General features: G+C 42.1%; 20 protein-coding genes and 1 tRNA gene. 2 read left to right on the forward strand and 19 right to left on the reverse strand.

The features are described from left to right. Nucleotides 1-119: 119 nt before the first annotated feature. The 8 genes from pfkA to GPK60_RS07190 form a co-directional block, all read right to left on the reverse strand. Nucleotides 120-1,094: a 6-phosphofructokinase gene (pfkA, locus tag GPK60_RS07155; RefSeq protein ID WP_022118130.1), complete on the reverse strand. Its 975-nt coding sequence runs from the start codon at nt 1,092-1,094 to the stop codon at nt 120-122. A 68-nt stretch (nt 1,095-1,162) separates the two neighbouring features. Further along, nucleotides 1,163-4,690 carry a DNA polymerase III subunit alpha gene (locus tag GPK60_RS07160; protein ID WP_215659156.1) on the reverse strand — a complete coding sequence of 1,176 codons (3,528 nt, stop codon included), beginning with the start codon at nt 4,688-4,690 and terminating at the stop codon, nt 1,163-1,165. Between the two features lie 8 nt (nt 4,691-4,698). Further along, complete coding sequence (locus GPK60_RS07165; RefSeq protein WP_215659157.1) at nt 4,699-5,619, reverse strand: type II CAAX endopeptidase family protein; 921 nt, start codon at nt 5,617-5,619, stop codon at nt 4,699-4,701. 225 nt (nt 5,620-5,844) lie between these two features. Beyond that, nucleotides 5,845-6,084, reverse strand: coding sequence for a hypothetical protein (locus GPK60_RS07170; RefSeq protein ID WP_022118133.1), 240 nt, complete (start codon nt 6,082-6,084; stop codon nt 5,845-5,847). A gap of 47 nt (nt 6,085-6,131) precedes the next feature. Continuing rightward, nucleotides 6,132-6,506, reverse strand: coding sequence for a Rid family detoxifying hydrolase (locus GPK60_RS07175; protein WP_022118134.1), 375 nt, complete (start codon nt 6,504-6,506; stop codon nt 6,132-6,134). Between the two features lie 190 nt (nt 6,507-6,696). Next, nucleotides 6,697-7,530 (reverse strand): S1-like domain-containing RNA-binding protein, encoded by an 834-nt coding sequence (locus tag GPK60_RS07180; protein WP_173866168.1) that lies wholly within the window; start codon nt 7,528-7,530, stop codon nt 6,697-6,699. 186 nt (nt 7,531-7,716) lie between these two features. Then, nucleotides 7,717-8,421 (reverse strand): acyl-ACP thioesterase domain-containing protein, encoded by a 705-nt coding sequence (locus tag GPK60_RS07185; RefSeq protein ID WP_173866169.1) that lies wholly within the window; start codon nt 8,419-8,421, stop codon nt 7,717-7,719. A gap of 209 nt (nt 8,422-8,630) precedes the next feature. Continuing rightward, nucleotides 8,631-8,702, reverse strand: a tRNA-Gln gene (locus tag GPK60_RS07190). A gap of 184 nt (nt 8,703-8,886) precedes the next feature. Between GPK60_RS07190 and GPK60_RS07195 the strand changes: the two genes are divergently transcribed. Continuing rightward, the gene (locus GPK60_RS07195) at nt 8,887-10,353 is read left to right on the forward strand and encodes a nicotinate phosphoribosyltransferase (RefSeq protein ID WP_022117947.1); all 1,467 of its coding nucleotides are present in this window, start codon (nt 8,887-8,889) and stop codon (nt 10,351-10,353) included. 60 nt (nt 10,354-10,413) lie between these two features. Beyond that, nucleotides 10,414-10,986: a M15 family metallopeptidase gene (locus GPK60_RS07200; protein ID WP_215659158.1), complete on the forward strand. Its 573-nt coding sequence runs from the start codon at nt 10,414-10,416 to the stop codon at nt 10,984-10,986. On the opposite strand, the gene GPK60_RS07205 is transcribed toward GPK60_RS07200, so the two are convergent. The 11 genes from GPK60_RS07205 to GPK60_RS07260 form a co-directional block, all read right to left on the reverse strand. Continuing rightward, nucleotides 10,965-12,269 (reverse strand): MATE family efflux transporter, encoded by a 1,305-nt coding sequence (locus GPK60_RS07205; RefSeq protein ID WP_215659159.1) that lies wholly within the window; start codon nt 12,267-12,269, stop codon nt 10,965-10,967. The genes GPK60_RS07200 and GPK60_RS07205 overlap by 22 nt on opposite strands. 348 nt (nt 12,270-12,617) lie before the next feature. Continuing rightward, nucleotides 12,618-12,761, reverse strand: a complete 144-nt coding sequence (locus GPK60_RS15510; RefSeq protein WP_215659160.1) for a stage V sporulation T C-terminal domain-containing protein — start codon at nt 12,759-12,761, stop codon at nt 12,618-12,620. A 53-nt stretch (nt 12,762-12,814) separates the two neighbouring features. Then, nucleotides 12,815-13,963: a toll/interleukin-1 receptor domain-containing protein gene (locus tag GPK60_RS07215; protein ID WP_252191324.1), complete on the reverse strand. Its 1,149-nt coding sequence runs from the start codon at nt 13,961-13,963 to the stop codon at nt 12,815-12,817. A 57-nt stretch (nt 13,964-14,020) separates the two neighbouring features. Further along, nucleotides 14,021-16,081 carry a protease Lon-related BREX system protein BrxL gene (gene brxL / locus GPK60_RS07225; protein WP_215659162.1) on the reverse strand — a complete coding sequence of 687 codons (2,061 nt, stop codon included), beginning with the start codon at nt 16,079-16,081 and terminating at the stop codon, nt 14,021-14,023. Between the two features lie 20 nt (nt 16,082-16,101). Continuing rightward, nucleotides 16,102-18,744, reverse strand: coding sequence for a BREX-1 system phosphatase PglZ type A (gene pglZ / locus GPK60_RS07230; protein ID WP_215659163.1), 2,643 nt, complete (start codon nt 18,742-18,744; stop codon nt 16,102-16,104). Nucleotides 18,745-18,941: 197 nt separating this feature from the next. Further along, nucleotides 18,942-19,733 carry a hypothetical protein gene (locus GPK60_RS07235; RefSeq protein ID WP_215659164.1) on the reverse strand — a complete coding sequence of 264 codons (792 nt, stop codon included), beginning with the start codon at nt 19,731-19,733 and terminating at the stop codon, nt 18,942-18,944. Beyond that, on the reverse strand, nt 19,720-20,181 hold the full coding sequence (locus tag GPK60_RS07240; protein ID WP_215659165.1) for a TFIIB-type zinc ribbon-containing protein: 462 nt from the start codon (nt 20,179-20,181) through the stop codon (nt 19,720-19,722). Before GPK60_RS07240 ends, GPK60_RS07235 begins: the two co-directional genes overlap by 14 nt. 16 nt (nt 20,182-20,197) lie before the next feature. Next, complete coding sequence (gene pglX / locus GPK60_RS07245) at nt 20,198-23,788, reverse strand: BREX-1 system adenine-specific DNA-methyltransferase PglX (protein ID WP_215659166.1); 3,591 nt, start codon at nt 23,786-23,788, stop codon at nt 20,198-20,200. Between the two features lie 13 nt (nt 23,789-23,801). Then, nucleotides 23,802-24,821 carry a hypothetical protein gene (locus GPK60_RS07250; RefSeq protein ID WP_215659167.1) on the reverse strand — a complete coding sequence of 340 codons (1,020 nt, stop codon included), beginning with the start codon at nt 24,819-24,821 and terminating at the stop codon, nt 23,802-23,804. Nucleotides 24,822-24,876: 55 nt separating this feature from the next. Continuing rightward, nucleotides 24,877-25,653 (reverse strand): hypothetical protein, encoded by a 777-nt coding sequence (locus GPK60_RS07255; protein WP_215659168.1) that lies wholly within the window; start codon nt 25,651-25,653, stop codon nt 24,877-24,879. Beyond that, the gene (locus tag GPK60_RS07260) at nt 25,640-26,920 is read right to left on the reverse strand and encodes an AAA family ATPase (RefSeq protein ID WP_215659169.1); all 1,281 of its coding nucleotides are present in this window, start codon (nt 26,918-26,920) and stop codon (nt 25,640-25,642) included. The genes GPK60_RS07255 and GPK60_RS07260 overlap by 14 nt, the downstream gene beginning before the upstream one ends. Between the last annotated feature and the right edge of the window lie 31 nt (nt 26,921-26,951).

Below are 26,951 nucleotides of genomic sequence, written 5' to 3' on the forward strand. Positions count from 1 at the left end.
GGAGCGTAGAAAGGATTGTGGGAGTGCAACGCACGGAACAATCCGTAGGCATCATAGTTGGGGACTTTTGACACCCACATCATATCATATATTAAAACGTCGCTCTTCTGACTATATAATTAGATAGAAAGGGCCTTGCTTACATCATACATATATTCTGAAATGCTCTTCTGCATTGCCAGAGCCTCATCAATATCAAAGTCTGTAAACTCTCCGTTTCTGTATCCTACTACACGGTTTGTCTTTCCTTCTGCCAGAAGGTCTACTGCATAAGATCCCATCATGGATGCATATACACGGTCTGTACATGTCGGGCTTCCTCCACGCTGCATATGGCCAAGGATGGTAGCTCTTGTCTCCATGCCGGTAGCTGCTTCGATACGGCGAGCCATGCTTGCAGAATGTCCGATACCTTCTGCATTGATGATGATATGATGTTTTTTGCCACGTTTTCTGTTTTCGATGATGTTGTTGATCAGCTTCTGCTCATCGTAATCATATTTCTCCGGAAGCAGGATATCTTCTGCACCGTTTGCAATACCGCAGTACAGAGCGATGTAGCCTGCACCACGTCCCATAACTTCGATGATACTGCATCTTTCATGAGATGTGGATGTATCACGTACTTTATCGATTGCTTCCATTGCTGTATTGACCGCTGTATCAAATCCGATCGTATACTCGGTGCATGCAATGTCCAGGTCGATCGTTCCCGGGATACCGATCGTGTTGATACCCAGAGCAGCCAGTTTCTGTGCACCTGCGAAGGATCCGTCACCACCGATGACTACCAGTCCGTCAATACCATGCTTTCTGCAGACTTCTGCACCTCTTGCCTGTCCTTCCGGTGTACGGAACTCTGCACATCTTGCTGTATACAGTACAGTACCGCCACGGGAAATGATATCAGATACGTCACGTGCTGTCATATCTTTAATCTCTTCATTCAGAAGACCATTATATCCCTTATAGATACCTTTTACTTTCAGTCCTCTGGAAAGTGCTTTTCTAACAACCGCACGAATTGCCGCATTCATACCAGGAGCATCGCCGCCGCTTGTAAGTACGCCTATTGTCTTTATTTCTTTTGCCATCTTGAAACCTCCTCAGATTCGCTGTTTAGACTCTTTGATTTTCCTAACCAAATACTTCGCTCTCAATTTTAATTCATTTTACCGTTATTTTCAATACACTTTTCAACAACTTTTACATTGTTCTGCCCATATCTTTCAACAATTTTCTGTAAAAGTGTCTCATCCGCACATATGGACCATGCTTTACCCAGTCTTTTCATAGATTTCGGGGAACGAATGTACACTACAACCTGATCCGTTCCATCGGATGAACGGAGGATCTCATATAACGCTTTCTCTTCTGCCATAAAACTCTCCCTGTCCGAAAACTGGATCCAGAGTTCTTTTGGAAGGTCTTCAAACTTCCAGATCTTATCGCAGATCAGTTTGCTTGCCTTTTCTTCTTCTGCAGATACGTGTCCCTGAATAAAAAGTTTGCCATCCTGTGTAATGCTGTTTCGGTAAATTTCATACTGTCTTGGAAAAACTACAACTTCCACTGTGCCAAGAAGATCCTCGATGGTCAAAAAGACCATGGTCTTATTGTTTTTTGTATGCTTGATCGTAATGCCTTCGACCATGCCTCCGATGATCTCCTCTGCTCCATCAAACAGGCGGGAGCCGTGCAGTTCTTCCTGATAGGCAAAATCCATGGTAGTTGCCGAAATATTTTTCTGCCACATCTTTTCATATTTTTCCAGAGGATGCCCGCTGATATACACGCCAAGCACTTCTTTTTCAAAGGCAAGGAGCTGCTCTTTATCATATTCTTCTACATCCGGCATGCGGATTTCAAAATCTTTTTTATCTTCCTCCGCCACAAAGTCAAACAGAGACATCTGACCTGCCATTGCATTTTTCTTCTCCTGATTTACACTGTCTACAACCTGCACATAGATCATCATCAGCTGTTTTCGGTTATCACAAAGACCATCCAGTGCTCCTGCTTTGATGAAATTCTCTATGGTGCGTTTATTTAATTCTTTTCCGGACAGACGTTCCACAAAATTGCGGAAATTTCGATAGATTCCATTCTGGTTTCGTTCCCGCACGATTGCATCGATCACCGGTTTACCGATACTTTTGATCGCAGAAAGGCCATATCGGATGCTTTTATTATATTTAAATGTTTCTTCTCCTGTTTTTTCCGTGCTTTCGTTTTCTTCTACGGAAAAAGCACTCTCGCCCTTGTTGATATCCGGCGGAAGCAGACGGATCCCCATCTGGCGGCAGTTCAGAATATATTCTGCCACTTTCGGTGGATTATCAATGACAGAGGTCATCAAAGCTGCCATAAATTCTACCGGATAGTAATATTTCAGCCATGCTGTCTGATATGCAACTACCGCATAACATGCCGCATGTGATTTATTGAATGCATATTTTGCAAAATCGGTCATCTCATCATAGATATGATTTGCAATTTCTTCTGAAATTCCGTTTTTGATGCAGCCCGGCACGCCTTCTTCTTCATTTCCATAGACAAAATTCTGACGTTCTTTTTCCATGACGGCTGCTTTTTTCTTGGACATCGCACGACGCAGAAGGTCGCTTCGTCCAAGCGTATAGCCGCCGATGGCACGCACGATCTGCATAACCTGTTCCTGGTATACGATACAGCCGTAAGTCGGCTCCAGGATCGGCTCCAGTTCCGGGCATTCGTACGTGATCGTATCCGGGTTATTTTTACCTTTGATATAACGCGGAATAAAATCCATAGGACCCGGACGGTACAGGGAAATTCCGGCGATGATATCCTCCAGGCTCTGCGGTTTCAGCTCTTTCATGAAGTTTTTCATTCCGCCGCTTTCAAGCTGGAAAATGCCTTCTGTCTTACCAGTTCCGATGGAATCCAGGACGGCTTTGTCATTAAAATCAATATGATCGATATCAATGATTTTTCCGGTCGATTTTTCTGCAAGACGGACTGCATTCTGGATAACGGTAAGGGTACGCAATCCCAGGAAGTCCATTTTCAGCAGCCCCAATTCTTCCAGTGTCGTCATCGTAAACTGCGTCGTGATCGCACCGTCGCTGCCTCTGGAGAGCGGCACAAACTCATCGACCGCTTTCTGACAGATCACAACCCCGGCTGCATGCATGGAGGTATGACGCGGCAGACCTTCCAGTCTTCTCGACATATCGATCAGCTCATGCACCTGCGGATCTTCGTCATAGATTTTTTTAAATTCCGGATTTCTCTGAAATGCTTTATCTATGGTAATGCCGATCTCAGTCGGGATCATTTTTGCGATTGAATCGACCATTGCATACGGAAGATCCATTACACGGCCGACATCACGGATCACGCCTCTTGCCGCCATCGTACCAAAGGTCACGATCTGTGCAACCTGATCTTTGCCGTATTTTTCCACAACGTAATCAATGACTTCCTGTCTTCTTTCGAAGCAGAAATCCACGTCAATATCGGGCATGGAGACACGTTCCGGGTTCAGAAAACGTTCAAACAATAAGTTATATTTCAGAGGATCAAGCTGTGTAATGCCAAGTGTATAGGAGACAAGGCTTCCTGCAGCCGAGCCTCGTCCCGGTCCTACCATAATATCGTGGTCGCGGGCAAATTTGATATAATCCCATACGATCAGGAAATAATCGACATATCCCATTTTCTGAATGATGCCAAGCTCATAGTCCAGACGTTCTTTTAATCCTTTCGTCTCTTCGCCATAACAGCGAACCAGTCCGTCGTGGCAGAGTTTCTGTAAATATTCCCATGATGTATAGCCATCCGGCACATCATATTTCGGAAGTTTTGTCACACCAAACTCAATCTCCACATGACAACGGTCTGCGATTTTCTGTGTGTTTTCCAGTGCTTCTAGTGCATACGGAAACAGGTTTTTCATTTCTTCTTCGGATTTTACAAAATACTGTCCGCCTTCATAACGCATACGGTCGGTATCCGACAGTTTCTTTCCGGTCTGTAAACACAGCAGAATATCATGAGAATCCGCATCGGATGCATACGTGTAATGCACATCATTTGTCGCCACCAGATCTATGCCTGTCTCTTTGCTCATCCGAAGGAGCTGTGTATTGACTGCTTTCTGTTCCGGGATGCCATGATCCTGAAGCTCCAGGAAAAAATTGCCCCTTCCGAAAATTCCTTCGTAGCGTCTGGCGGCACGCACTGCTTCTTCGTACATACCACGCACCAGATATTTTTGGACTTCTCCTGCCAGACACGCAGACAGGGCAATGATACCTTCATGATATTTTTCCAGGACTTCCATATCCACACGCGGTTTATAATAGAAACCTTCTGTAAAACCTTTTGATACAATCTTGGTCAGATTACTGTAACCTGTGTTATTTTCTGCCAATAATACCAGATGATAGTAGCGGTCATCACCGCTTCCGGCTTCTCGGTCAAATCTGGATCCGGGTGCTACATACACCTCACATCCAAGAATCGGATTGATCCCGGCTGCTTTTGCTTCACGGTAAAAATCGATCACACCGTACATAACACCGTGGTCTGTGATGGCCGCACTGTTCATGCCCAGTTCTTTTACCCGTGCAACGTATTCTTTGATTTTATTTGATCCATCCAGCAAACTATATTCTGTATGAACATGTAAATGTGTAAAACTCAAACTGCACCTCACCCTCTCAATATCATGTAGATCACTACTATAACTGTTGCCACCGCAAATGCCGGTGTAAACATGGTTTTCGGTTCACCCGGACGTTTTTCTCTTCGTTTAAAACACCATTTCAGATGCTCATAACGTCCACAGTGTTTCGCAATCCAGATCAGCACTCCGATCGCTGCAAAAATACAGATCGCCGCGATCACGGAATAAACATTGATCACACCGATCATGTCCTGTGTTGTCAATGCTCCGGAACTCGTAGAAGAACTGCCGGCAGAAGTTCCATAAAGCAGTTTGGAAACTGCCATCAATGCCGTACTCCATCCATTGACCACAAAATGTGCTGTCATCGTAGCAAAAATACTTCCTGTCGCCTCCAGCAGAATGCCCAACGCAATGCCCGGTACAAAAGCATAGCAGAACTGATTAAAGTTCATGTGCATCAGACCAAACGCCAGTGCAGATCCAAGAATCGCACACCACACACCTCTCTGACGATATCCATTATAATAGAGACCACGGAACGTAAATTCTTCGCAGATCGGCGGAATGACTGCCATCACAATCATATTGACCCAGAGTGCATTCTGCGTCAGTTCCGACTGTGAACTTTCAAATGCATTTCTTACGAAAAGCATAGAAAGCAGATTCAGCCAGGATGTAACAGGGATCATCAGCACTGCATATAAAATGACCATTGCGATCACCGATAACTTCAGTGGTTTAAATGGCATCCACTTTCTCGGGTCTACCTTGTTTATGATCATAAATACAATAACCGGCATCAAATACAGAAGCTGGCTCAAAAGCATCAGCTGCGTCGCATCCATCGAACGAACAAACGGGATAAATCCCAGAAAAATCCCGGAAAGCAGTATCCAGATAACGGTCACCAGAAACAGCCTGTTTATCTTCGGTGTCTTGTTCATTTGTTTTTCCTCCACGTTTTTTATTTTTAATAATGTCAGTGAAATGTCCTGTCTTGCCGGCAAGAACGACAATTTGACATTTTGATCCTGGCATCATAATTTTATTCTACCATAAAATTCATTTCTTTTTGTATTTTCAAAGTTTAATTTTTAAAGACAAAGATAAAAAAACAGCCGGGCGTTGCCCGACTGCCTTGATCTTGATTTTTACTTATTGTTATACAATCAGTTGTTGCGGCTGATCATGTAATCCATCAGTTTATCAATATCTTCTTTTTCGTATGCAACGATCTCCAGTTCCGGAATTTCGCCGTTTGAGAAGATATTTGCCAGAGATACATACTGTGACAGCTTAGATTTCAGATTCAGTCTGTCACCTTCGCCTGTTACAAGCTCTACTTTTCCTTTGCAGCTGTCTACTACCTCAAAAAATTTATCAATATCTTTTATTCCCATTACTTTCATAATTCATTCTCCTTTCAGATAAAAATGTTGAAAAGTGATTATTCTATTTATTTGATTGCGATTGCCTCGATCTCGATCAGGACATCTTTTGGCAGTCTCGCAACTTCAACACAGGAACGTGCCGGGTAGGTACCGGTGAAATATTTTGCATAAACTTCATTGATGGTACCAAAGTCTTCCATATTTTTAATAAATACGGTTGTCTTTACCACGTTTTCTGTGGAAGTACCGGCTTCTTTTAACAGTGCTGCCAGATTGCCGATCGCCTGATCTGCCTGTGCGGCTGCACCTTCCGGAATCTCGCCTGTTGACGGAACTACCGGGATCACTCCGGATGTATATACCATACCGTTTACTTCGATCGCCTGTGAATATGGTCCAATTGCTGCAGGAGCTTTGTCTGTACTGATTGCTTTCTTCATGCTCATGCCCTCCTAACAAATGTATGCTCTTTGCTGATAAAGATGTTTCTATCTTTTTTCATTTCCTATTATAAATTCAGTTTTCAAACGACGCAAGCAAATTTTTCGTGAAAAAATCGCAGGAAAATATAGCATAATGTTTAATGCCTATCTTCAAATTGTTTGATTCTCAAAAAATTATTGTGCGTTTTTACCGTTTTATGATGCGATTCTCTGTAATTTCGATACGTCCCTGTTTCAACAGTCTTCCAACGGCACGTTTGAATGCATTCTTACTGAGTCCGAATTCTCTTTTGATGATCTCCGGTGAAACTTTATCGTTAAACGGAAGTACGCCTTCAAATTCTTCAATCACCTTCATCACGGCTTCTGCATCTTTTTCCATCTGCTGCGGAATCTTTTCTTTATCCGAAAGATCCAGTTTGCCATCTTCCTGTACTCTCGTCACACGAAGATTTAAAATATCGCCCACGCGGTATTTGCCCTGTGCTTCTTTTGCAGGGATCAGACCGGAATAACAGTCATCCACTGCCACAAAAACACCAAAATTCTCGCTGATCTCATAAATACGGCCGGTCACTTTATCGTCTCTCTGATATGGAGAATCTTTTTTCAGATATTCATACACTTTCATCGTAGCACAGAGACGACTGCTCTTATCAATGTAAAGTGCCGCCAGACACTCTTCCCCCGGCTGCACACGCTTTGTCTGCTCTTTATATGGAAGAAACAGATCCTTTTCCAGTCCCCAGTCCAGAAATGCACCGATTTTTCCTGTATCAGCGACGCGAAGCACGGCTGTTTCTCCCAGGCGGACTTTCGGCGTACGTGTCGTTGCAATCAGCCGATCCTGTGAATCTTTATATAAAAATACTTCTAATATATCTCCTGCCTTGATGCCTTCCGGAACTTCTTTCTTTGGAAGCAGTACTTTTTCAGTCGCATTTTCCTCTTCTCCGAGATAAATTCCAAATCCTACTTCTTTTACTACATAAAGTTCCTGGCTTTCTCCTAAATGAAACATATTCTTTCTCCTCGTTTTTTGTATTCCTGTTTATTTGTTCTGAAATTCGTAACTGTTCAGCACCTTCACAATTACGAGTCAAAATGCATTTAAAATCACCTTCGTTAATGGCATTTTGACCTGCATGTCTCGGGATTTTGGCATATTCATGCCAAAACACCTCGCGGGATACTACCTACTGAATAGTTACTGAAATTCTACCACTGCATACGGTTTCTGTGCCTCATCACACAGCAACACCGTACATTTTTTCTCTTCTATATGAATATAAGGCACAACCATATCACCGAGAAGTGCTGCCTTTTTATACTCTGCACGCATCTGGGAAATCCGGAAATCATCCGGCAGAAGCTCCATCGCCATCTGCACATATTGTCCATTATTGACATGATGATTTGTATCAATGTGATGTTTCACGATCAGAAAGTACTCTTTCTTTTCCATTTCTTCCGGAAGGGCGATCTTTCGCGGTGCATAATCCATATCCAGCTTCTCGTGCAGCACATACGCTTCCTGCTCCTCTTTCGGAACTCTGGTCGGATGTCCGGTCTTTAAATCCACGTAAGTCCACAATGTATTCGCCCAGGCAAGCTTTTCACCTTTTTCATCCCGGATGCAGAAATTTCTTTCGCCGAGAAATCCCTTAAAAGAATATGGCCAGGTCTGAACGGTGATCTCCTGTCCAAACACCGGCAGCTCCCCAAGCACGATCTGCCAGGACGACAGAACCCATGCACACTGCTTTTCCTTCAGATAATCAATCCCGAAGCCTATCTTTTCCGAATGAAAACTGCTGCAGTCCTGAAAATAATTTAATATAGAAAGAAGTGTGATCCTGCGATTCTCATCCACTTCGCTGTAACGAACTCTGCTGTCAAACTGATAAATCATACGTTCCTCCCGAATCTTGTGGCATCTTCAAAACCAAACATCCTGTTTTTTGAACGCAGAGAAGCATTTCCCCGCTTCAAGTGTGCAGAGCACTAAGCGGTAGGTGAGGGGGATGCTATCAAACGGATGTCCTGATTTTCATTTGCCTGGTAACTCATTTTATTTTCTGTATATGCAGAAAAGGTTGTCTTAGCAGACAACCTTCTTAACTGGGCTACAAGGATTCGAACCTTGAAATGACGGAGTCAGAGTCCGTTGCCTTACCATTTGGCGATAGCCCATCATTATTTTACTCTGTTGCGTTTTTGTTGCTCACAACAATGAGAATTATATAGTAACGTTCATAAAATGTCAAGCACTTTTTTTAACTTTTTTAAATCTTTTTTTATTTTCCCTTTTCTTCCAGCCCGTGATGTGTTATAACAGGAAGAAAAGAACCCCAATGTATGCAGAATGGAGGAAACTATGAGTACTATGAATCTTACCCTGCTGACCGATTTCTATGAATTAACGATGATGCAGGGCTATTTTAAAACACAGAATACCGAGAAAGTAGTTTTTGATGCTTTTTACCGCAAAAATCCATGCGACGGTGGCTATGCGATCGCTGCCGGACTGGATCAGGTAATTGATTATATTAAAAATCTTCGTTTCAGCAAGGAGGATATCGCTTATCTGAGAAGCCTGAACACGTTTGATGAAGATTTTCTGAACTATCTGGCTGATTTCCGTTTCAGCGGTGATATTTATGCGATTCCGGAAGGCACCGTTGTTTTCCCGCGTGAGCCGCTGGTCAAAGTGGTTGCCCCGATCATGGAGGCACAGCTGGTAGAGACTGCTATTCTGACGATCATCAATCACCAGAGTCTGATTGCTACAAAAGCTTCCCGTGTTGTCTGTGCTGCAAAAGGTGATGGCATCATGGAGTTTGGCCTGCGTCGTGCACAGGGTCCGGATGCCGGTGTTTATGGTGCAAGAGCTGCCATGATCGGCGGATGCATCGGCACTTCCAATGTACTTGCCGGACAGCTTTTTGATGTTCCGGTAAAGGGTACGCATGCACACAGCTGGATCATGAGTTTCCCGGATGAATACACTGCATTTAAAACATATGCAAATATGTATCCGGATGCCTGCTGTCTGCTGGTTGATACTTACGATACGTTAAAATCCGGCGTGCCAAATGCAATCCGTGTTTTTGAAGAAATGCGAAATGCCGGTATTCCGCTGAAAAATTACGGAATCCGTCTCGACAGCGGTGACCTCGCTTATATGTCCAAACAGGCAAGAAAACTGCTGGATGCCGCCGGCTTCGATGATGCTTATATTTCTGCTTCCAGTGATCTGGATGAGTATCTGATCGAGAGTTTAAAAGCTCAGGGATGTAAAATCACTTCCTGGGGTGTCGGAACCAACATGATCACTTCCAGGGATTGCCCTGCTTTCGGCGGTGTATACAAACTTGCTGCCGTAGAAGACAAAGAAACCGGAGAATTTATTCCGAAGATCAAGCTTTCTGAGAACACTGAAAAGATCACCAATCCTGGAAACAAAACGATCTACCGTATTTACAGCAAAACGACCGGAAAGATCCGTGCCGATCTGATCTGTCTTGCCGACGAAACGTTTGACGAGAGTAAAGATATGATCATTTTCGACCCGCAGGAAACCTGGAAAAAGACAAAAGTACGTGCAAATACCTATACACTTCGTGAGCTGCTTGTTCCGGTGTTTAAAAACGGCGAATGTGTTTATGATTCTCCAAGCGTGATGAAAATCCGTGATTACAGCAAAAAAGAGCTCGATACTATCTGGGATGAAACAAAACGTTTCGCAAATCCGCAGCATGTCTATGTAGACCTTTCAGACAAGCTCTACAAGATCAAATCGGACCTGCTCGAAAAAATGAGCCTGGAAGCTCTGGAATACTAAGATGGCATAAAAGAGAAATCCCCTTCATAGACTGTTCTCAGTACAGGAAGGGGATTTTTTATGTTTTCTTATGAAATGCTTGTCAACTGTGAAAACAGACTGCCTGAAGATTTTGTGCCGCCATCACTGGCTGCACCGGATATTGCATTTGCCGCAGATCCTTCGGACGAGAAGCGTTTTCTGGAAGTCCGGGCTGCCAGACACGCAAAACGACTTTTTGACGCCGCCAAAGCAGAAGGGATTTTTCTCTATGGCATCTCCGGATACCGCAGCTACGAACGTCAGGAAATACTCTATCAGAAGGCCTGCTGCAAATCTTCTGCCGCTTCATCTCTATGCGAAACTGCCATGCCGGGATGCAGCGAACATCAGACCGGACTGGCCCTTGATGTATCCTGCCCGGCCGTCTCTTTGAATCTTTCGCAGGCTTTTTCAGAAACAACAGAAGGGCGATGGCTTGCCCGCCATGCCCCTCTTTATGGTTTTATCATACGTTATCCCAAAGGCAAAGAACATCTGACAAAGATCCCGGCGGAACCATGGCACATCCGGTATGTCACCAGAAGCCTCGCTCTGTGCCTGACACTCACCGGGCAGGTTCTGGAAGAATACTACGCCTGCTGTGAACGGTAAAATTTAAATCCGACCAGTGTTGTGAGCACTTCCGTCACTGGAAAGGTCAGCCAGAAATACTGCAGTCCAAACCTGGAAAACAGATATCCAAGCGGAACAAACAAAACCATTGTCCTCACAACGGTAAGGATCGAACTTTTCACGGCACTGCCGATCGCCTGAAAATACACAGGAAAAATCAGTGAAGTGACCATCGGGATAAATGCAACTCCAATATAATGAAATCCGTTCGTTCCGATTGCAATCACCTGTGCATCTTTCGAAAAGGTTGAAAGCATTTGAACCGGCAGAAATTCAAAACACAGCGTTCCAAGAAACATCAGAGCCATTCCCGCGATCAGGGATTCTTTCAGCACGGCTTTGCATCTCTCCTGATCTTTTGCCGCATAATTGAAGCTGATGACCGGTACGATGCAGGTCTGCAATGCTCCGAGTGGAATAAAGAAAAAACTCTGCCATTTGTAATACAGCCCAAGTGCCGTCACCGCCTGATCCGAAAATCCTGCAAGGATCATATTCAGCCCGAAAATATAAAACGTGTACGCAGACTGCATGAGAATGTTCGGTATCCCAAGCTGATAAATCCTTTTGATGTGCAGCAGATAACAGGATTTTTCCGGTGATCTCACAAAAGCTTTTCTCATGACCACAAGAGCCGCTACGATCTGCCCGATCACCGTGGCGATCGCTGCACCGGCGATTCCGAATTTATGTATGCCAAACATCCCGAAAATCAGGATCGGATCAAGAATGATATTCGTGATCGCTCCGGCGATCTGTGCCACCATCGGCGTTTTCATATCTCCGCGTGCCTGCAGGATTTTGCTCCAGACTCCTTCTGTAAACAGTCCGATACTGACCACGCAGACGATTCTTCCATATACGACAACATCTCGTATGATTTCTTCTGAATTTGTCGAAATCCTCGCATAAAACGGCATGACCAGATAACAGACTGCTGCAAAAACAATCCATAGAAAAACTGCCAGCGGCGTGCCTATGCCTGCCACTTCTTCTGCTTTTTTCTCCTGGCGGATTCCGAAATAATATGCCATGTCGGTGTTGATCCCGACGCCCGTCCCCACCGCAAGGGCGATCATTAACAGCTGAAGCGGATAAATAATGGACAGTGCCGTCAGACCTGTCTCCGAATATTTGCCCACAAACAGGCTGTCCACTATGTTATAAAATGCCTGGATTAGCTGTGCCAGCATGACAGGCGGTGCGATTTTTAATAAAATGCGGCTGATTTTTTCTTTTCCGTAAAATTCTGATGTGTCCATGCTCCACTATCTCTCTTCCATATTTCTTACATAAACTGTGCTTCATGCCGCACCTTTTTTTCAATATCTGAGAAGCTCTCTTCGTTATATCACACTTACCATACCATTTCAAGTCGAACGCACGTGAGACTTGGCACGCGATTCTGGTCAGCTTTGCTGACATTCACCCAACAGAATCGCTGTGCATTCTCGCGGAGCGTTTATCTTAGTCGGAGATTGCACTCCCACTAAGACAAATTTGCTGCTCGCCACTTATAAAAGTGGGAGTCTTCTCCGACTAAGGTAAATAGTTAAACACAGCCAAAAAGACGCATGAAAAAAATTTCTTTTTTTCACACGCCTTTGCCTTTACTGTTCCATTTGTCTTCCCATAAATCCTGCCGCACATTTCGCAAGTGCGTTTTCGGTTTCGCCCATTTTGACGCTCCGGTCTTTTCCGGAGAGGATTACTGAGCCGATCGCATCGCCTCCGCAGAGGATTGGTGTGATCACCTGCTACTATAATCTAATCGCAGTCTGTGAAATTCTCCAGTTCATGTCATTTTCTACTCAACTGCTTTGTAGCCAGCATTCGTAATCACACAAACCGCTTCACTTTTTCTTTCAATATATTTTGCTTGCAAGCAAGCATTAAGTGCTTCTTCCCAAACAGCATATTTCCGTCTATCTGGATATTCCTTGGCAACTACTTCACTGCCAATTTGAATATATGTACCTGATTCCAAATCAGAGTCTATCAAAATCTGTCCTTCTGTTACAGCAGCCACTTTTTTAAGAAGTTGCTTCATTTCCTCTGTAATTAAGGCAGGTGTAGCACTGATATTCTCGTTTTGGGTTGATACATCGCCATTTATTTCACGGATAAACCTGTTCCTTGCTTCTTCCCAAATAATATCTTCATTATCCGAAATATCAAATTCTGATTCTAATTCCCGTCTCAACTGATTCAGGCGATCTTTTACTTCTGAACTATCACCATCCAACTTAATAGCAATGCAATCACTTCCAATTACACCTTTCATTCCAGAAAAATCAAAACCAGGAAGAAGAAGTGACGTTGCATTGGCTCTTAATACCCATGCTGCACCCATTTCATTTAAGCTGACTGGGCTTTCATAATATTCTGGCGAATGTACGAAAATAATATGTAAATCATAATTAAGAAACCGTTCCCTTAAAAAGTCAAAAATATTAGCTCCGTTTGGTATTCCATATCCTGGAAGGGAGCTGCAAAAAATATCTCTACGAGGACTTAAATTGATTGAACGAAGTAAGTCCGCAATTTTTGCAACTTGATCTTTATTCTTAGAAGAATGGCTTATAAATATAAGCGGTTTCTTTTTCATACCAGAAGCACCTCCTTGTGAGTGTGACGACTCTTTTTTCTCATCTGGATAATATTTATCAATATTTTTTCTAATAGCCTGAAGTTTTCCAACAAGCTCAACAAAATATTTTTTCTCCGTAAACTCATCCACACGCTTACCACACAAATTTATAGTTTCTCCAACAAAAGTGTCATGAGTTCGATCATAAATTCCCTGTAATTCCAATTTTATTTCTTGAAACCAGTTTTGAAATTCAGGCACATCACTAATCTTTTCAAATAGTATTCCCACATTATCATCAAACGGATGGAACATTTTTTCTATTTCCTTTTGTGAATCTATAAGTTCAAGTAAGTCTTTCTTCAATCATTCTACCCCCAATGCCTTAAACACTGCATCCTCCGCACTCTGATACGGAATCAGCTAAAATGCACTCATCAGATCAGCTGGAACGCTTGCAAAATCCGCAAACGAGGTACTTGGAATCAGCACTTTCTTTGCACCGCTATCCAGGCACACTTGAAGCGTGTTTGCAAGTTCATCTACCTTTATCATCGTGCCGCTGATTGTAATATCTCCCAAGATTGCCAGATTGCTTACCACCTGTCTTCCCAGTGCAATCGAGCAAAGGGCAATCAACGTAGGCAGTGCCAGTGTCTCAGTCATACCGATTCCCTGCAAATCCTGGTAATTAATGATATAGTCTTTTGTCGATGTACTGATTGAGCCGCTGATCCGGTTGCCATTTGCTTTCAAATAGTTAAACGCAGTATTCACAGCCTCCTTGCATTTAGAATCGCTTCCCAAGCCAGTCCGTTCAATCTTTCCACTTCCCGGAAGCATCTGGCTTTCCAGACGAAATACACCGATCATGCCGCTTTTTCCTCTGGATACAGTATAAACCTGGCCCGGATTACACATACCGTCCGGTATCAGCTTACCGCCGCCCTGTTCTGGTACAGAAACATAATGTTCTGACATATCCTCCAGGTCGATATAAGAAAAGTTCACATCGTAAAATTCCATACCACCCAGCTTTTTCAGCTGTTCTTTGACACGGCGACGCATTTCCAATGCAATCTGAATAACTTCTTCCAACTCTTCTTTCGTAAATTCACCATTTGGGTACATCAGCTTCAGATAACCATCTACCATACGGCGTACTGCGATCGTATCACGCTGATTCAGATTTCTTCCCAGGCGGAAATAGTGGTCAAGTGCATCTCCATACTGTTCTTTACGAAGTTCTCGAATAAATTCAGCCAGATAATCACTGATAAAACCGTAATCATCGGTAAAATGCTCCGGTCGGAACTTCGGTATCTCCCAACCTGGAAGGTAACAGTGCATACGGTCAAGAAATGCTGTGTCTGTTCCCATTTCCGGCGGAAAAGGTGCAAAAAGGCTTGACGTCTTCAACAGTACATCCACGCTCTGATTGATGTTTCCCACAAATACCATAGAGGCAGTAGCAGCCTTTTCTTCTTTGCCACGGGCAAAAGAGCCGGATGCCATGTAGTCTTTCATAATCTGAATGCCGTCTTTATCCTTGAACTTGATACCTGCCACTTCATCAAAAGCAACGCAATCCCATAAACCAACCAGTCCAACGGTCTTGCGTCCCATATTATAAAAGAGGTTTGCAACTGTCGTCTGCCCACCGGAGATTAAGATACTGTTCGGAGAAATTTCTTTGTAGAGATGGGATTTACCGGTGCTTCTCGGTCCCAGTTCACAGAGGTTAAAATTGTTCTCAATCAATGGAATCATACGGGTCAGGAGCAGCCATTTCTCACGGTATGTAAATTCATCCGGCTCCATGCCGATAGAACGGAGAAGAATATCCAGCCATTCATCCTTGGTGAAGGCTTTTCGTCCCTGCTTCAGCTCGTCAATATCAATGTGCGGCATCTGGATTGGTGTCAGCTTACGGATACTGATCGGAGAAATATCTTTCTGCTTTTTCTGTTTGGAACGAAGCGGGTTCCCGTCAATATCCTCAATGCCAAAGTTGTTGTCGCCCTCAACCTCATAATCCAACTGAACGATACACCAGATACCACCACAGAGCAGACGATCAAACTTTTCCGGGTATTCGTCGGCAATCGGTACATTGCCAACTCCCAGATTGGAAAACTCTGCAAAAAAGCAGTCCTTTTTCATATCCAGTCGGACAGTCACCATATCAATGATCGTGTGACTGCCTTTCTTTCGCAGCTGGGACAGAATCTTCTGCGATTCATCCGGGCGTACAAAGTTGTCGGCAAGAATACGCTTCACATTCTGTACACCTTTTTCAATAACAGTTTCATCATCTGAGCTGCAATATTGACCCAACAGGAACTCAAGGACATACACCGGGACATTCGCCCCTTCCTTGATTTTCTTTGTCAGGTCTTTCCGAACAATCTTACCGTCAAAGTTCTGACGGAGCTTGTTCTTTATTTCTTCACGGGTGCTTTCACCCTCTGTAAATTTCTCCATCTTTCTATCCTCCTGCGGTATTAACTAAAGAAATCAAACTCATCCACCGCAAAGGCGATGTCAATCTGGAACGGCTCACGCTGCGGCATCTGCAATCCCTGTTCATCTGCAATGACCAGATAGTAAGTAGCAGTATTACTGTATTTCAGGGACTTCAGATTAAACTGGCAGCGGAAAGTTCTCTCTGCACCGTTGTCGCTGGTCTTATCTGCAATAATCTTCTGAACATCACTGATCTGCTTGCCATTTTCGTCCGTAAAGTAAACCTGATAAGTAGCCGCTTCACGGTTTGCACTGACTGCATCCTTCTGATAGAAGTTCAATGAGAAAATCATATTGCTGATTTTATGGTTTGCGGACAGCAGATTCACCGTTACCGGCTTGGTATCATATTTTTGTTTATTACGCTTATATTCCATAGAATCATTACGCAAATGATGATACTCAATAACAGGAACTACCATTTCCTGCAAGCTTATACCGCCATGCACAAAATTCATGCCGCCGCCATTCATCTTGATACGGATACTTTCCCTCGGTGCAAATCCATCAAATTCCGTTTTGCCGCCCAGGAACTTCACAGGCAACAGATAATTCGGCTGTGCACCTTTCTGCATGATGGCATAGCGTCTGCCATATTCCACATCCATGCCGTTAAAGCTGGTCTTGTCTACCTTGTCATCCTCAGTCAGCGGACTATATGTATAAAGGAATCCATGATCAGCCGTAATCAAAATATTCGTACCACCAAATTCATTTACAATAATTCGCACAAGATTTTTCAATTCCGAAATCGCTTTATCACAGGCGGCAAAAACAGCAGTATCCGAAGTATGACTGGCTTCATCAATGGTATCGTGATAAATATAGACCACATCCATACCTCTTACCAATGCACTTCGTTCTGCTCGCTTCATAGCGATAATGTCATTATATTTCAAAGCCACACTCGCCGGATCTTCTGATTTCAGAACCTTATCCCGATAAGTGCTTGCTGTAGACCGACCATCTGCCAGAACCGTCAAAATATCGTTTCGAACTTCTACTGTCAGTTCTTTATGCGGCAGTAACGCTGCCATACCGAACTTTGTGATAGACGGGAAAATACTTTGCATACTGCTGATGGAAACCTTGCTCTGTGTTTCTCTCTGAAGCTGGTCTGCCATCGCAGCCGCCACTTCATAACGCATGGCATCCGAAATAATCACGAACACCTTGGTATCCGAGGTCTTAATGCGGGAACGGTAAAATTCTTCCTGCTGTGGTACTTCCAATACCTTGCCGTAAGTTGCCATTTCATCTGCACACACATCCGACCAGTTGTTACCCAGTTCGCCTAAGAACCAATGCGTGTAGAGTCCTTCCACCTTATCGACAACGTGCTTGAATAAATCGTCCAGCAAAATATTGGAAGTCTCCAGGCTCTTTTGAAAGCTCAGATGGAACAAACGATAATAGGTATCCATCTGATAATAGCTTTCAGTATATTCTTTCCAGATACTCTTTGCTTCTGCGGTATGGAATCCGGCAGAATGTTCCTTGAAGAAGCTCTGCATATTTGCCACTTGCAAGATACCATCATAGAAATTCTCAAACGGCTCATACCACGCACAGGTTCTCCGCTTTTCAACGGTGGAAGTAATCGTATCCACATCAATGATATGGTCGCTGATCTCTGTCATCAGCTTTGTCAGAATCACTTCGTTGATGCACGGGAAGCATTCTGTTCCTGCCAGATCGTCCACGGTCAGCTTTTCAAAACGTTGATGCAGACGGGCTTCATCTTCAACATACCGAGCCACATCATATAACTGCTGAATGTCCCGGCCCAGGCCGCCCTCTCTTCCAGCTTCGCTGGAATTCACCTTGTCACTGTGAAGCCATTCAGAAATAAAATCATAGCAATATGCCTGATGCGGCATAGAAATAAAGCCATCCAGTCCAGCAAGATACTCCTGCCGCATAGTACGGGTAGCAGCGGTCAACAGCAAATGAATTGCCAGTCGTCCGAGGTCTGGTTCTTCCTCCACAAATCCGCAACCCTGGCGAACCATTGCCCAAAATGCACCGTCTGCATGATATTTTACGAAATCCTGATAAATGGTATTATTCTTCAAATCCAGTCCTGCCCGGAACACACTGCGGAGAATCATATTCGGTTGTGCGTCTTTCAGTCCACAGATTGCCGCCATTACTGCCATGTGCAGCTGTGCAGGCGTTGCAGGAACTTTATTCTGTGTGCTGACTTTCAATCGGCGGTCTTTCGCATTGAAATAAGCACGGTAATTCTTGACCTGCTTCCGCATGGCCGGATTCGATGTAAGACCCATCTCATCCATCCAGATGGAAATCAGATCTGCCCGGAACTCCTCACTGTAAAGCTCCACATCCAGAAGCCAGTTATCATCCGGGCGGTTATATGCTAATGGACTGTAAACCAAATAGTTTGTGGTCAAATCGTCTACCGAAAGCAGTTTCTTCACAGAAAACGCATTATTGCCAGTCAGAGCAATGACCTTTGCATTTTCCAGAACCACTTCGTCCAGCTTATCCTCAAATTCTTTATCTTCATCGTACCAGAAGATGATACGACGCTGATAAAACTCCGGCAGAGGTGCCGCAAACCTGCGGTTTAAGTCTTGTATTACTTTGTCTGTATCCATAAGTCACTTCCTTTCCTTGGTATCCGGCAGTTTAACGGCACTTATCCGGCACTTTAACGGCACTTATCCGGCACTTTTTGTAGTATCCGGCACTTTAATGTCATTTATCCGGTTCTCTTTGAACTCCATATTCTCACTGTAAAAATTCTTCTATAGTCGTAATACTACCGTACTCTCTTTTACAGTTTTAACCGTTGTTACGATAGCATTGGTCCAACAAATTGAATCAAAGCCGCAACTGCCGATCCAAATTCGACAGTTCCTTTTATAGCTTGTAACGAAGCTATTGCCGTCTTTATCATAGATTTCTTTGGCTTTTCAGATATAACTTCTGCTTCTATAACTTCCAGGCTTTCAGATGCAGCTTCTTTATCTTCATCTGACGTAAGAGTGTCCATCTTCGTTCTAACTGCGGCAATCAACTGTTCTATATCGTTTGCTGTTGCCCCGATATTTGTAGTTGCCGTAACAGACGAATTATCATTTGCAATAATAGCTTGACCATTTTGCACTGTCACATTATAAATATTCTTTTCATCTATTCCCATATCAATACCTACTTTCGTTAAATAGCTTTCCACATGGCGAATCAACACCATAACAAATCGTTCATTAAAACCTTTGATCTTATCCTGCCATTTAGATGAAGAAGAATATCCCATGGCAATATCGCAATATACATGGCTGTTATTTTCTACTAAGTATTTTAAAACAGCGTACACATTTCGTATTTCCTCTCCATCATTTTCACCCAACGACAAAATCAAACGTCCATATGATCCTCGTACTTTTTTAATTTCTTCTTCTAAATTCCAATCACAACTGCCGCAACCATAGATGTAATCACTTATAATCGGAGTGCTATCTATGTAGTTCATAAATTTTCTAAGAACATCAGCATAATCTTCATAATTTGCCTGAAGTAGTCGATTAGAGTAGCTGTTAAAATCATATTGAATTTTTCGCAATTCTTTTCTATTCAATTTCATAATTTTTCACCCCACAAAACGGGCAATATGCACCCGTCATCTTTAATAATGGTTTAATTTTCGCAGTACGCTTACAACATGGAAATTTACAAATTTCCATTGCTTCTATTCCTGAACGAATAGGATCTTCATTTTCATGCTTCGGACGTTTTCCAGTCTTGAATGTAATGATTCCTCTTGTGCTATGCCGTTCCATTTTTTTGAATTCATTATAAATCATATCCTTAACGGCATTCTTCGCCATTTTCATGGCAAGTTCAAGTACATCCTCAGTAACATAATTTTCGCTTATTAAACCGCAACTTGGGCAAAATATATGGAGCACTCCGTCATCCTTTAAATCAGAAGGAGTTCCCTTAAAATATGTGCCACAATGCTCGCATCGCAAAAGAACATAGCCATCAGCATCTGTGGGGATAGAAATCGTCATATTGATTTCATCACTCATACTGTTCCCCCCTTACTTACTTTATTTTAGCCAAAACATCTTGGAAAATTGCATAATTTTTCTTCACGCCATCGTCCAGGTCAATTGAAATCATCTGATCGGCAAGGTGATGAATCTTTTCCTCATAAATTCTAAGCTCTGTATCCTGTGCCTGTAAAGCAGTCAATTTCTTTTTTAACTTCACCCGTTCACCTGTGGAAGCATTGGCAATACGCTGTTCCAGATCGGCAATAGCAGTGCGATAACGAGCCTGCTGTTCATGTACATAATCGGTACGAATCCGAGCAATAGTGTCCGGCTGATAGCGATGTATATAAATCAGGCACTTGAAACCGTTCTTCTTGCCGCTGTCAAACAGCCAGTAAATCGGACGTTTCTGGTAAGTCTTACAATGATCTTTGTAAAAATCATTCAGGAAATAATTCCGAATCACATCTTTCGGTTGACCTTTACCGCCCAGTGCATAAGCAATAAATTTCAGGTTTTCATCTAAAGTATCTGCACCGTAAACGGTTTTCACAAACTCCACGAACAGACCGACAATATCATCCTCGAAGTATTCATCGTCACAAATTGGGATAATGTTATCCTTATCAACAGAAAAAGAAGCATATTTGCCGGCATCCCATTCGCCACCTGCATAAGCAAGTCCGTCCACATCCAGAGAATAGCGACCCAACATACAGCCAACCGCATAGGAAATAAAAGAACGAATATCTCTGCCAAGGTCCGCCTTGCGGACAGTGACATCCTTATCCTCAACCTCCGGTGTTAGTTCATCCTGCAAGCCGTAAATATCAATGAAAATACGGTTCAGTTCTTCCTCATTGGCTTTCAGCTGGTTGAAACGGTCATTGCATACCTGTTCCCAATGACGGTATGCGTCCGCAATACCATTCATTGTAAGATAGCCGTTAGCTTCTTCTTTAACAGCCATCTGCGGAGTAAATACGGAATATTTCAGTAATGGATGTCGCTGGAAGTCCCATGAAATTTCAAAAGAGTTCCAATCGTATCTTGCTAAACTAACACACTGTTCAGACAAGCGAGATACTTCCGCAAAATACTCTTTCGATACAATAACCGGGATTCTACCAAGCGGTCCCTCATGATAATCAACGGTTGGTGCTAATACAAGCAATAATTTTTCTACTATCTTGGTATTTAATAATGCCAATAAATAGCTCAGATTTTGGTTATCTATTGGAAAACATACTGATCCTTTAGATTCAAATAAAAAACCAACAGGACTATAACGCATCGAAAGTTTGCTCATGGTAGCAGTGCTCCATGTCATTCCCTGCCTAAAATAATATGATGGATTTCTTATTACTGATCCAGAAAAATCTATCATTTCAGCTCCGTCGTTTTCCCAATTCACAAATCTCTCATTGTTACCATACCAACGTCGAAATGCACCGCCTTTATTGCATGGGAACCAACGCTTTTCACTTTGTTTAGCTTCATCTCTATTTTTACAAGAAAAACAGGCATGAGAGAAATCAACTTCTTGCCAAAAACGCAGAAATCGTTCATTGTCACCCGTCGCAAATCCCTGTCTTGGTTCAGCCAAAGTATTTAATGCTGGAAAATCAAAAGCTGCAACTTGCCCCTTTGTTACCCAATAAGCAATCGGCAAACCATCTATTTTGTCATACAAATGTTGCTTTGCATGATAAATACTTTTTCCTTCAAAGAACCAATTTTCTTTAACGTCAATCGAATCAACTTGCGTTAATCCTTCAAATAGTCTCCTATAAGTTGCTGTATAATCTTTTTCTAATCCATTTCGTACAACAAATGCAGTTGTTCCAAAATCAGAGCCAAAAACACCTCTCCCAAAATGCAGCATATTCACAAATGTTGCACTACCCAGTAAATTTCTTCTTAAAGCAGAAAAACTACTTTGTGTCATCCAAACTGGAATGTTAATCATTGCATACATTCCATTATGTTTACAACGATGCTGGCATAGTTCCATAAACACTGTACTCATATCCGACTTTGAGTTTGGATAATTAGTCTTTACAAAAGAACTCAGGGTTATCCCCATATTATTGCTACCCATATACGGCGGATTTGTCACAACCACATCATATTCCTGTGCCAGTGCTTCTGCCACCTGCACCAACGGCAGTAATTCTCTTAATGCCGTTTCACGGGACATATTTATATCTTCTGTAATCTCAGCAAAACGATCATACAGTGCAGCCCAATCCTGCGGCGTGACGTTCAGAATCGAACCATACTCTTTTGCATCGTGCAGTTCATTGATAATGGTATCCATAGCAACTGTGAGCTTCATATCACCATTACAAAAATATTCAAGTGCATATTCATCATAATTTTTATGTTTTTCCCCATCTTTATCTGTATGTCCGCTTTCCACAATAGCATATACATGAGGTTGAGTACCACGGCTGAAGAATCGTCGGTCATACTGACGGGCTTTCATCATTACCGCAAAGTAAGCCAGCTGTGCCGCACGGTCATCAATATCCAGACCGTAAAGATTGTTCTCCACAATGCTTGCCACCGCTTCACGGGTGGTATAGCCGTAGGATTCATAAATCTTCATCAGCACATCAAACATATATGCAAGAATATGACCGGAACCGGAGCATGGGTCAATGACTTTCAACTGATCCGGTGTCAATGCGGCGTATTCTTTGCGAATCTCTGCAAGCTGTGCCTGCACTTCTGACTCCTGCTCGGCTTCTTCCAGATAGTAATGCCATTTGGTATCTTCCGGGTCACGGTTTCCGGCAGCATAGGAAGACTGCTCTTCCTCTGTCGGAAGAAGCTGATCTTTCACATCCGGGTGTCCCTCCAGCCATAAACGACCAAGGCTGTTCTCTACCATGTAGCGAACAATCCAGTCCGGTGTGAAAAGCTGGGTTGCTGCAGGGATGTTTTCTTTTGTGATTTTCACATTCTTTTTCAGTGCTGCAAAAACATCATCTTTTTTCTCACTGTTATAATACTGATACAACCATCCGATAATCTGGACAGCATCCTTCCAGTCATCCTCCGGTATCAGCTCAATCATCTGCTGAATAACACTGCCTTCACGGAGCAGATTGTCCGGCAGAAGAAGTTCCGTGTAATCTGCAATCTTCTGAAACATTCCCGGCAGAATCTTGTTCAAAGCGTTACACTGTACGATCAGCAGATATTTATACAGTTCTTCCGTCTTTTCGGCTTCTTTCAGTTCATAGATCTTTTCCATATTAAGTCCATCCAAATCCAGATGAATGGCTTCGGTTATAATCTGCGGCTTAAAGTTGTTTTCCTCGTCCGTAAATACACGCACATGGGAAGGAAGATAACTGTTGACTTCCATGAAACGCAGAGCAGAAAAACGGTTAAACCAAGTATAGGCAACCTCCTCCATGACCTGCTTATATCCTTTATCGTTAATCTCGTCAATCAAAGCCTGACGCTGCCTCTTTTCATTGGCTGTAAAAACTTTACCTCCAACGCTGTCCGCATTTGCGTCCTCAATGTTATCCTCTGTGATACCGTATTCCACGCCTTTCAGGGAAACACGGGCGATCAGCTCTGTCCTTGCCCAGACAGCAAATTTTTTTATCGCATTTTTATCCATAATATTTATCCTTTTAATAAATCATATCAAGTAATTCGAGCGTATTGTAATACAATAAAAACAACTGAATACAATCCTTTTTTCTAACTTGCTTTGTCATCATTCCATGACCAAGAAAATTTCTGTTTATTACATCTGGCTGATTTTTAAAATCTTTTCCTCCTTCAAATACCTTTCCAAGGCAAACAAAAAGATTTGTACAAAACATATGTGTAAAAAATAATTCTGTATTTAAATCTGTCTCCGTACGTTTTTGTGCTGCATTCACAGCACCCAACCCAACTTTACGTCTTTTTCCATCTAAATTTGATTTTTTCTGTAATCTAATCAAAAGAGCATCAATTAACGAAAATAAAATAAGTGCACAAGATTTATACTGTTTATGTTGATAATCGAAAACAGCCTCTTCAAAATCTAATTTCTTCACTCGCTTGCTTTCACGTATCATTTCAAAAATCTGTTCCATTTTTTCTTTCGAATATCTTTTCAGTGCAATATTGTCTGCTGTTTTTTTATCACCAGGATTATAACTGAATGCTTTTATACTGGCCTCTGGATCAATCGTCCAACCATAGATTCCCCATGCCTTATACGCTTCTATAATTTCCTGTTTGTGTTCAGCAGAAATATCCGGTATTTTGATCCTTTGTATTGCCTCTGAAATTTCTCGCATCATCATACGAGCAGCCTCAGATATTACGCCAGTATCAAAATTTTTAATAAATGTCTTTTTTAAAATATTCGACATTTCTTCTATTTGTTTTCTTATAAAAGCAGATGACGATGCTTCTATCTGTCTCTTATACATATCACGCATTAAACTACTATTAGTCTGCATTTGCAGCATTGGCTGCAATGGCTCTAATATCTTCTTTGTACTTTGCTGTATTTTAGCAACAGCATTTATATTCTTCCCCACAGGTTCTAAGAGACTTTGCATTTGTTGCTGCGAAGATTTCTTTTTTCTGAAATTATCCTCATTTAAATTATTCTTAGTTTCCACTTTCTCTTTATTTTCATAATCATCCATCATTTCGCCATATCTTTCTTAAGTCAGCTTGATTTCATCGTAACTTTTCAGGCTTTTCTTATACGTTTTCTTCTTTCAAATTTTCGTATGCCCTCTTCAATAAAAATATACGAACTCCATCATATGCCTCATAATGTTCTTTTTCCAAAATGTTCTGCAAATCACGCTCCAACTGTTCTTTCGTTAAAACTCCCTGTTCAGACAACTCTAATATGTAGTTCTCACATTCTTCATAGGCATCTTTTCGATTTTTCACCAGAGATGTCTTTGTATCTCGTTTCACCACTCCTGTTGCCTGGTCATATTCTCCATTTAGCTTCAAGATCTGAAACAGGTCGCTTTTCATGGATTTTACATACTCTTCACTGTCGGTGTTTCTTTGTTCATAATAAATGGTCCCATCCGATAAATATCTGATCTGATTCATTTGTGTTTCATCAAATGGATTAACACTTTGAAGCTCTTGATTTCCTTTACTTGCATCACAGCAAATACATCTGCTTCTATTTCGCGGAAGATCCGCTCCACCTCTGCAAACGCCAAGATAATTACGATAATCTAACACTTTTTCTTTACATTTGCTCAGTGGAACTAAGTGCTCAATCGACATATGCAATTCTTTATTCTCAATGCTGCTCATACAATAGGCACATAGATAGTGCTGTTCTTCTAAAAGGCACTGTCGAATTTCTCTTTTACATGATAACTGATCAAAAATTCCTCGCATAGCAGCGGTATCTGTTTCTGATATATTCTGCCATTCAGGTGATTCTGCTTTCTCTTTCAGTTCTTCCTGCACACCTTTTGTCGGCTCTCTTTTCTTAATGTAAATCATCGAGATTCATCCCTGCCATTCTTAATGTAAATCGCCCTTTTTTTACCAGACTGTTTTCTGCCCCATATTCTCTTTTCATGTTACGAAGAATTTCCCTGGCTGCTTCGTATTTCTTTGCATTCACTTCTACTTCGAATTTTCTTGACAAATCTTTTAACTTGTCCGGGATTCCAGAACTTCCCTGGCGATATGCAAGCACATCTGCCACAGAATATGCATAAGCATCCGATAATTCTGAAATTGTCTGGTCACGGTCAATTTCCAGTAAAGCAGCATTTTTACAGGAAGAAATAATGATAGGCGAATGTGTGGCAAGTATAAACTGTATTTTCGGGAAACATTCTTGTAATGACTCAACAATTTTCCACTGCCACTTCGGATGCAGATGCATATCTATCTCATCAATCAATACAATTCCTTCGCACTGATTTAGAGATAGTTTCTCCGGATTTAAATTCGCCATTCGAAAAGCCATATCCATAACCATCCATAATAACGACTGATATCCGGCACTTAAATAATTAACCGGTATGGTTTCTCCGTTTTCTATATAAACAATATCTTCAAATGCTCTTGAATACATCACTTCCGGCTTTTCTTCAAGCTCATTCATCTTCCACATAAAATTCGCTACTATCTCTTTGAATGACTGATACTCTGCAATCGGTTTTTGCTTTTGAAAAGCAAGCATTTCCATCTTAAGACACCATGCTTTTAGAGCTTTAATATCCAGATTATTTTCCATACAGCCAATATATCCACATCTTCTGTCATTCAATTTATTTTTACTGGCTGTTCCAAAATTTTCTCTTTTAGGCGGTGCAAGCCTGGATGTACTGTAATAGCAAAACAAAGGGAGTTCTTCAGACAAATCATTTACTTTTCTGTTTGCATAATCAGAAACCTCTTTCCCAATAAATCTTGTTTTTGACTTTGCAGTTTCATCCCGTCTGGTCACTTCTCCTTGTTTTATTCCTTCTTCTGTATCAAATGTCGATTTAATCGTAATTGGTGTACAATAAATAATTCCCTGTGATACATCTGAAATCATTTTTGTATCCATTCTGACATCACTTGTTAAAATTCTTTTTTTTGACACTCCTGATATTCCGTTCATAAAGTCACCAAGTGCAACGGTGATTGCTTCCAAAACAGATGTTTTTCCGACTCCATTATCCCCTATCAGCAAATTAACGCCCGGCTGAAATTTTATATTCATTTCACGAATCGATTTATAATTTGAAATTGTTATCTCTTTAATCCACATATAAACCTCCTGAATCCCTCAAACTTATTAT

Origin of the sequence: Ruminococcus sp. MCC718 (genome assembly GCF_018783905.1) — a bacterium.
GTDB classification, from domain to species: domain Bacteria; phylum Bacillota; class Clostridia; order Lachnospirales; family Lachnospiraceae; genus Hominisplanchenecus; species Hominisplanchenecus faecis.

Bases quoted from the DNA above. Each gene is read 5' to 3' on its own strand.
- GPK60_RS07255 (WP_215659168.1), bottom strand. From the start codon at position 25,653: ATGATTTACATTAAGAAAAGAGAGCCGACAAAAGGTGTGCAGGAAGAA.
- pglZ (WP_215659163.1), bottom strand. From the start codon at position 18,744: ATGGATACAGACAAAGTAATACAAGACTTAAACCGCAGGTTTGCGGCA.
- GPK60_RS07205 (WP_215659159.1), bottom strand. From the start codon at position 12,269: ATGGACACATCAGAATTTTACGGAAAAGAAAAAATCAGCCGCATTTTA.
- GPK60_RS07180 (WP_173866168.1), bottom strand. From the start codon at position 7,530: ATGTTTCATTTAGGAGAAAGCCAGGAACTTTATGTAGTAAAAGAAGTA.
- GPK60_RS07175 (WP_022118134.1), bottom strand. From the start codon at position 6,506: ATGAAGAAAGCAATCAGTACAGACAAAGCTCCTGCAGCAATTGGACCA.
- GPK60_RS07250 (WP_215659167.1), bottom strand. From the start codon at position 24,821: ATGATGGATGATTATGAAAATAAAGAGAAAGTGGAAACTAAGAATAAT.
- GPK60_RS07240 (WP_215659165.1), bottom strand. From the start codon at position 20,181: ATGAGTGATGAAATCAATATGACGATTTCTATCCCCACAGATGCTGAT.
- pglX (WP_215659166.1), bottom strand. From the start codon at position 23,788: ATGGATAAAAATGCGATAAAAAAATTTGCTGTCTGGGCAAGGACAGAG.
- GPK60_RS07260 (WP_215659169.1), bottom strand. From the start codon at position 26,920: ATGTGGATTAAAGAGATAACAATTTCAAATTATAAATCGATTCGTGAA.
- GPK60_RS07200 (WP_215659158.1), top strand. From the start codon at position 10,414: ATGTTTTCTTATGAAATGCTTGTCAACTGTGAAAACAGACTGCCTGAA.
- GPK60_RS07165 (WP_215659157.1), bottom strand. From the start codon at position 5,619: ATGAACAAGACACCGAAGATAAACAGGCTGTTTCTGGTGACCGTTATC.
- GPK60_RS07195 (WP_022117947.1), top strand. From the start codon at position 8,887: ATGAGTACTATGAATCTTACCCTGCTGACCGATTTCTATGAATTAACG.
- GPK60_RS07170 (WP_022118133.1), bottom strand. From the start codon at position 6,084: ATGAAAGTAATGGGAATAAAAGATATTGATAAATTTTTTGAGGTAGTA.
- GPK60_RS07185 (WP_173866169.1), bottom strand. From the start codon at position 8,421: ATGATTTATCAGTTTGACAGCAGAGTTCGTTACAGCGAAGTGGATGAG.
- pfkA (WP_022118130.1), bottom strand. From the start codon at position 1,094: ATGGCAAAAGAAATAAAGACAATAGGCGTACTTACAAGCGGCGGCGAT.
- GPK60_RS07235 (WP_215659164.1), bottom strand. From the start codon at position 19,733: ATGAAATTGAATAGAAAAGAATTGCGAAAAATTCAATATGATTTTAAC.
- brxL (WP_215659162.1), bottom strand. From the start codon at position 16,081: ATGGAGAAATTTACAGAGGGTGAAAGCACCCGTGAAGAAATAAAGAAC.